The following is a 6,956-nucleotide window of genomic DNA, read 5'->3' as shown; positions in this document are numbered from 1 at the left end:
GGGGCCCTCCCCTCTACCGCCGGGGCCGCCCACCGCCCGTCGGCGTTCAGAGGCGGTTGCTGCGCCGGTCCAGAAGGGCCCGGAGCCGGTCGGCGTCGGCCGGGCCGGCGAGGCCGTGCTTGGGCAGGTAGGCGAAGCCGGAGCCGGCCTGGCCGGCGGTGAGCAGGACGAAGAGCCGGTCCGTCTCCACGTACCGGGGCAGCATCGCCCAGCGGATGGCGGTGTCGGTGTCCCGGGAGGTCCACCGGCCGCTGTCGTCGTCGAGGACGGCCCGCACGTCGCCCTGGGCGCGGACCGCCCGGAAGAAGACGAGGGCGACGGCCGGGCCCATCAGCTCGACCACGGCCACGGCGGCCAGGCCCAGCCCGGCCATCTTCGCCACGGTCCCCGCGTCCGGCTCACCGGGGAGCAGCAGCTCCAGGAGGACGATCGCCAGGGCCAGGGCGGCGGTGCCGTACGCGGCCCAGCGCAGCGCCCGCCACCACAGGGTGGTGCGCAGCCTGATCCGTACCGCCTCGCGGACGTCCGCGAGGACGGCGGAGTAGGCGAGTTCGACCCGGTCGGGCGCGCTCCGGCCGTGTCCGGCGGGGAGCGCGGAGTCGTCCGATGTTCCGTTCACGCCCCGGATCGTAGCGTCGTGTACGCGTCAGGCCTTGTCGAGGACCGCGAGGTCGGCCGGGTCGACGCCGCCGAAGCGGCGGTCGCGCTGGGCGTACTCGACGCAGGCCCGCCACAGGTCGCGGCGGTCGAAGTCGGGCCACAGCACGTCCTGGAAGACCATCTCGGCGTACGCGCTCTGCCAGATCAGGTAGTTGGAGGTGCGCTGCTCGCCGCTGGGCCGCAGGAAGAGGTCGACGTCCGGCATGTCCGGGTAGTAGAGGTACTTCTGGACCGTCTTCTCGGTGATCTTCGCCGGGTCGAGCCGGCCCGCCTTCACGTCCTCGGCGAGCGCCTGCGCCGCGTCGGTGAGCTCCGCGCGGCCGCCGTAGTTCATGCAGAAGTACAGCGTCAGCTTCGTGTTGTCCTTGGTCTGCTCCTGGGCGACCTGGAGCTCCTTGGCGACCGACTTCCACAGCTTGGGCATCCGGCCCACCCAGCGCACCCGGATGCCGAGCTCGTCGAGCTGGTCGCGGGTCTTGCGGATGAAGTCGCGGTTGAAGTTCATCAGGAAGCGCACCTCCTCGGGCGAGCGCTTCCAGTTCTCGGTCGAGAAGGCGTACAGCGAGATCGCCCCCACGCCCATCTCCAGCGCGCCCTGGAGCACGTCGAGCACCTGCTCGGCGCCGACCTTGTGGCCCTCGGTGCGCGGCAGCCCGCGCTCCTTGGCCCAGCGCCCGTTGCCGTCCATGACGATCGCGACGTGCTCGGGCACGAGCTCCGGCTGGAGCTTCGGCGGGCGGGCACCGGACGGGTGCGGCTCGGGGGTCCTGTACTCCCGGCGCTGGCGCCCGAGGAGTCGTGCGATGGCCATGCGATGGATCTCCTAGCTCTTCTCTACGTACCGCAGGGAGCGCAGGCCGCGCTCCAGGTGCCAGTGCAGATAGGCGGACACGAGGCCGCTGCCCTCCCTGACGTGACGGGGCTCGCACGCGTCCGCCGTCGCCCAGTCGCCGGTGAGCAGCGCGCTGAGCAGGCCGAGGGCCTCCGCCGAGGGTACGACGCTGCCGGGGACCCGGCAGTCACCGCATATGACGCCGCCCGCCGCGACCGAGAAGAACCGGTTCGGGCCGCCCAGTCCGCATTTGGCACAGTCCGAGAAGGAGGGGGCGTAGCCGTTGACGGCGAGGGACCGGAGGAGGAAGGCGTCGAGGATCAGGTGGGGGGCGTGTTCGCCGCGGGCGAGGGTCCGCAGCCCGCCGACGAGCAGCAGGTACTGCTGCACGGCGGGCTCGCCCTCGTGGTCGGTGAAGCGCTCGGCCGTCTCCAGCATCGCGGTGCCGGCGGTGTAGCGGGCGTAGTCGGTGACGATGCCGCCGCCGTACGGGGCGATGGTCTCGCTCTGGGTGCAGAGCGGAAGGCCGCGGCCGACCAGCTCGCTCCCGCGGGCGAAGAACTGCACGTCCACGTGGGAGAAGGGTTCGAGGCGCGCGCCGAACTTGGACTTGGTGCGGCGCACCCCGCGCGCCACGGCGCGCACGCGTCCGTGACCGCGCGTGAGGAGGGTGATGATGCGGTCCGCTTCGCCCAGCTTCTGGGTGCGCAGCACGATGCCGTCGTCGCGGAACAGACTCATGCAGCCATTCTCCCGCACGCCGGACCGGTTCCGGTCGGCGGTGCGGATCCGGGCCGGCGGAGGGGGCCGGGGGCGGGTCAGGGGACCTCGCCGCGGCTGCGGGCGTTGGCGTGGGCGGTGGCGGCGCTGAGGCGCTCCGCGGAGGTGGCCTCGCGGACCTCCTCCGGCGCCACGTCCCATTCCCGTCCGCCGCCGAGCGGGCGGATCTGGACGTAGGGGCCCTCGTGGCCCATCACTCTGGCGACCCGCCCGGTGCGGATCTCCACGACGTACGCCCCGATCGGCAGTGGCATGACCGGCCCTCCTCCCCGGCGGTACGGGCCCCGCTGCGTGCCGGGCCGGGACCGCCGTGCGGTGTCCCTTGCGAGCGAGCGGCCGCGGGGGCGGCGGGCGGGCCGGCCGCGGGCTCCGGGCGGGGAGATTCCCTCCGCGCCGTTCCCGCGCTTTCCGCTCCGCGCCGCTCCGACTTCCCCGCGGTCGTTCTCTCTGGTGTCTTCCTTCACCAACGTATGCCTTTCTGAATCCATTTCCCGCTTCCCCACTCCCGGGTGGTCCGTGATCCGTAGAATCGTCGGACGCGCCACCGGAGTTCGGGCCGTTTCCGCACGCCACGCGGCCGGAGCGTTCGAGCGCGCCATTCGATTCGCGGCCGCGGTGACGGCCCCGGGAGCGGTCAACTCCCGTAAATCCGGGGGATTCTCGAACGGCCGTGCCGGGTCGCCGCGGATGTGTTCCCGGAGCGTTCTCCTGATTTCCGCTCCGGCGCACGCGGGGGCGCACGGAACGGCGTGCGGATCGGCGTGCGGATCGGTCCCGCCGGGACCGGCCGCGCGGGGGCGGACGTGGTGCGGGGCGGGCCGGTGCCCCTACGATCGGCGAGGGAGCGTCACTCCGTCGCCCGGAGGCGCTCCCGGACCGACCGACGGCGGCGGAGGAACACGGACGATGACGGCCACCCCTTCTCTCGTCCTGCGCGGTGGTGAATCGGTTCTCCACTTCGCGGGCGGGCCGGTCACCCTGCACCGCCCGGACAAGGAGCACCGCATACCGCTGGCGGCGATCTCGTTCGTCCACGCCGAGGGCCGGTCCGTCGCGATCGTCCTGACGGCGTCGGGCGCGAACGAGCCGACGATCTACCGGGTCGCCGACGCGGACGAGGCCGCCGCGCTCGCCTTCGCGGACGCGGTGACCGCCGCGCTGCCGGAGGACCCGGCCCCCGACGGCGCCGCGCTCGTCGTCACCAGCGCGCCCCGCGCCCCGGAGCCCGCCGCCGGCTCCGGCGGCGTCCCCCGGAAGGCGGTCGTGGCCGCCGTGGCCGCGGCCGTCCTGCTGATCGCCCTGGCGGTGTGGGCCGCAAGGGGCTGACCCGGGCCCGCTCCCGGCTTTACGATCACGCCCATGCCCATACCCATCGCCTCCCTCCCGGTCCTCGTGGGCCGGGACGGAATCGTCCTCTCCGTCGAGAACGAAGGTCTGGTCCTCGACCTCCCGACGGAACAGATCGTCTTCACCGCCGACGGCCTCGGCCGGCTCCGCGCCGAGGGCGGGACGGTCCTGATCGAACTGCGGGCGAAGGCCGGGGCGACACCGCGCGTCCACCGGATCGACGACGTCGACCCGGACGGGGCGGCCCTGTTCGCCGACACGATCAACGACCTGCTCGCCAACCGGACGGACCGGGACGACGTCGACGGCGCCCGCTTCGCCGCGATCCGCTCGCTGGCCCCGCGGTGGCGCCACCGGTTCGCCCGCCGGATCCGGCGGGGCGTCCTCGGCTATCTGCTCGCGCTGATCGCGCTCGCGGTGGTCGCCGGCTCCCTGGGCCACTGGGACGTCGTCATCGTGGAGATCCCGGTGGGCGGCATCAGCGGGCTGGCGCTCGGATTCGGCGCGTACGGGGTCGGGGACGGCCTGCGCGAGCGATGGCTGCGGCGGCACGGGGTCGCGGTGACCGCCACCCGGGCCACGTCGCCGGGCGCGTACGTCTACCCCGACGGGACCGGCGACTACCGGATCTTCGTGCACGGCAGGGCCGGCGCGGCCATCACCGCGTACCACCCGCCGGGGGACCCGGCGGACGTGGACGTGCCCTTGCCGCCCTTCACCCGGCTGGTGAGAACGATCGGCGGCGGTTTCCTGCTCGCCTGCGGGATCGCGGGCACGGTCGCGCTCGCGGCGCTGACAGTGACCTCGTTCAGCACCTCAGGCGGACTTTGAGAAGTCATAAGTCTGCCTTATGGGGGCATAGACCGGGGTCGGGTACCGCTCCGCCCGCGCGGTTAATTAGGGTGGCCTAAGTGCCGGCGGCCTCGCCGCACCCCGTATGCGAAGGGAACCCAGTCATGCCCCGCCCCCTCCGGGTCGCGATCGTCGGCGCCGGCCCCGCCGGCATCTACGCCGCCGACGCGCTGCTGAAGTCCGACACCGCCGCCGAGCCGGGCGTGTCCATCGACATCTTCGAGCGGATGCCGGCCCCCTTCGGCCTCATCCGCTACGGCGTCGCCCCCGACCACCCGCGGATCAAGGGCATCATCACCGCCCTCCACCAGGTCCTCGACAAGCCGCAGGTCCGCCTCTTCGGCAACGTGAACTACGGCACCGACGTCCACCTCGACGACCTGCGCTCCTTCTACGACGCGGTGATCTTCTCCACCGGCGCCATGTTCGACCGCGAGCTGAGGATCCCCGGCGTCGAGCTGAACGGCTCCTTCGGCGCCGCCGACTTCGCCTCCTGGTACGACGGCCACCCGGACGTCCCGCGCACCTGGGACCTGTCCGCCGAGAAGGTCGCCGTCCTCGGCGTCGGCAACGTGGCCCTCGACGTCGCCCGCATCCTCGCCAAGACCGCCGAGGAGCTGCTGCCGACCGAGATCCCCGCCAACGTCCACGAGGGCCTGAAGGCCAACAAGGCCGTCGAGATCCACGTCTTCGGCCGCCGCGGCCCGGCCCAGGCCAAGTTCAGCCCCATGGAGCTGCGCGAGCTGGACCACTCCCCGAACATCGAGGTCATCGTCAACCCCGAGGACATCGACTACGACGAGGGCTCGATCGCCGAGCGGCGCAAGAACAAGCAGACCGACATGGTCGCCAAGACCCTGGAGAACTGGGCGATCCGCGACACCGGCGACCGCCCGCACAAGCTCTTCCTGCACTTCTTCGAGTCCCCCGTCGAGATCCTCGGCGAGAACGGCGAGGTCGTCGGCCTGCGCACCGAGCGCACCGAGCTCGACGGCACCGGCAACGTCAAGGGCACCGGCGTCACCACCGACTGGGACGTCCAGGCCGTCTACCGCGCCGTCGGCTACCTCTCCGACGAGCTGCCCAAGCTGCCCTGGGACACCGTCAGCGGCACCGTCCCGGACGAGGGCGGCCGGGTGATGGAGGGCGAGGAGCACATGGCCTCCACCTACGTCACCGGCTGGATCCGCCGCGGCCCGGTCGGCCTCATCGGCCACACCAAGGGCGACGCCAACGAGACCGTCGCGAACCTCCTGGAGGACTTCGCCGCCGGCCGGCTCCTCACCCCGGCCAACCCGGAGGCCGACGCGGTCGTGGCCTTCCTGGAGGGCAAGGGCCTCACCTACACGACGTGGGACGGCTGGTACAAGCTCGACGCCGCCGAGAAGGCGCTGGGCGAGCCGCAGGGCCGCGAGCGCGTGAAGATCGTCGAGCGCGAGGACATGCTCCGCGCGAGCGGCGCGATCGACTGACCCGGCACCGCGCCGGACGGGGAGGGGACGCCCCTCGGGTGCCCCCTCCCGCCGTACGGTCCTACCCTGGAGGGACCGGAAGGGGTGAGGGCCGTGTCCGCACCCGTGATCGACCGCGCCGGGCGGGCCCGGGAAGCGGTGGCCCGCGAGGCCTGGGCCGAGGCGTACGCGCTGCTGCACGCCCGCGACCGGCACCCGGACGAGGCGCTGACCGCCGAGGACCTGGACGCGCTCGCCGACGCGGCCTGGTGGTCCGGACACGTCGAGGAGTCCGTCGCGGCCCGGCTGCGGGCGCACGCCGCCCACCTGGCGGCCGGCGACCACCGGGGCGCCGGGCTGGCCGCCTGGTGGCTCCACTACGAGTACGCGGGCCTGGGCCGGCCCGCCGTCGCCGCCGGCTGGCTGCACCGCGCCCGCCACCACCTGGACGGGCTGCCGCCCTGCCCCGAGCAGACCTTCCTCGCCCGGTCCGACGCCGAGGAGGCCCTCGCCCGCGGCGACGGGGCCGCCGCGCTGGCCGCGACCGACCGGATGACCCGGCTCGCCGAGCGCTCCGGCAGCCCCGACCTGCTGGCGCTCAGCCGCCAGACCGCCTCCGCCGCCCTGCTCGCCCAGGGCCGCCGCGCGGAGGGGCTGGCCCTCCTCGACGAGGCGATGTGCGCGGCCGCGGCGGGCGAGCTGAGCGGCGTCTTCACCGGCTGGCTGTACTGCCTGTCCCTCACCCAGTGCATGGAGGCCGCCGACCTCGGGCGGGCCGCCGAGTGGACCCGCACCGCGATGGAGTGGTGCGCCACGGCGGACGGCGGCGAGAACCCCTTCCGCGGCGTCTGCCGGGCCCACCGGGTCGAGGTCCTGGACCTCCTCGGCGAGTGGACGGCGGCCGAGGAGGAGGCCCGGCGGGCCTGCCGGGAGGTGCCGCGCTCCTGGCAGGACGGCCTGGACGCGGTCCTCGCCACCGGGAAGCCGGTCGTCGTCCTCAGCGGCGAACAGGCCCCCGACGCCCAGCTGATGGC

At 73.7% G+C, this 6,956-nt stretch carries 7 protein-coding genes and 1 pseudogene; 4 read left to right on the top strand and 4 right to left on the bottom strand.

Translation table 11 applies throughout. The annotated features are described in order from the left end of the window. Positions 1–46 precede the first annotated feature (46 nt). From AB0E83_RS34520 to AB0E83_RS34505, 4 genes are all read right to left on the bottom strand, one after another. Positions 47–619 carry a YcxB family protein gene (locus AB0E83_RS34520; RefSeq protein WP_362120634.1) on the bottom strand — a complete coding sequence of 191 codons (573 nt, stop codon included), beginning with the start codon at positions 617–619 and terminating at the stop codon, positions 47–49. A gap of 27 nt (positions 620–646) precedes the next feature. Next, entirely contained in the window at positions 647–1,471 is an 825-nt protein-coding gene (locus tag AB0E83_RS34515) for an isoprenyl transferase (RefSeq protein WP_362120632.1), read from the bottom strand. A gap of 12 nt (positions 1,472–1,483) precedes the next feature. Next, the gene (gene recO / locus AB0E83_RS34510) at positions 1,484–2,233 is read right to left on the bottom strand and encodes a DNA repair protein RecO (protein ID WP_362120630.1); all 750 of its coding nucleotides are present in this window, start codon (positions 2,231–2,233) and stop codon (positions 1,484–1,486) included. 77 nt (positions 2,234–2,310) lie between these two features. Continuing rightward, positions 2,311–2,526: a hypothetical protein gene (locus AB0E83_RS34505; RefSeq protein ID WP_362120629.1), complete on the bottom strand. Its 216-nt coding sequence runs from the start codon at positions 2,524–2,526 to the stop codon at positions 2,311–2,313. 652 nt (positions 2,527–3,178) lie between these two features. On the opposite strand from AB0E83_RS34505, the gene AB0E83_RS34500 reads away from it, so the two are divergent. The 4 genes and pseudogenes from AB0E83_RS34500 to AB0E83_RS34485 all read left to right on the top strand — a co-directional run. After that, positions 3,179–3,598 carry a hypothetical protein gene (locus tag AB0E83_RS34500; protein ID WP_362120627.1) on the top strand — a complete coding sequence of 140 codons (420 nt, stop codon included), beginning with the start codon at positions 3,179–3,181 and terminating at the stop codon, positions 3,596–3,598. 33 nt (positions 3,599–3,631) lie between these two features. Next, positions 3,632–4,450 (top strand): hypothetical protein, encoded by an 819-nt coding sequence (locus AB0E83_RS34495; protein ID WP_362120625.1) that lies wholly within the window; start codon positions 3,632–3,634, stop codon positions 4,448–4,450. A gap of 125 nt (positions 4,451–4,575) precedes the next feature. Continuing rightward, positions 4,576–5,943 (top strand): FAD-dependent oxidoreductase, encoded by a 1,368-nt coding sequence (locus AB0E83_RS34490; RefSeq protein ID WP_362120623.1) that lies wholly within the window; start codon positions 4,576–4,578, stop codon positions 5,941–5,943. A gap of 93 nt (positions 5,944–6,036) precedes the next feature. Continuing rightward, a pseudogene (locus AB0E83_RS34485) lies at positions 6,037–6,956 on the top strand (LuxR family transcriptional regulator); the annotation flags it as partial.

The organism is Streptomyces sp. NPDC035033 (assembly GCF_040636735.1).
Lineage (GTDB): Bacteria > Actinomycetota > Actinomycetes > Streptomycetales > Streptomycetaceae > Streptomyces.
The sequence above is the reverse complement of the archived record's forward strand: the minus strand, read 5'-3'. Positions and strand labels throughout refer to the sequence as shown.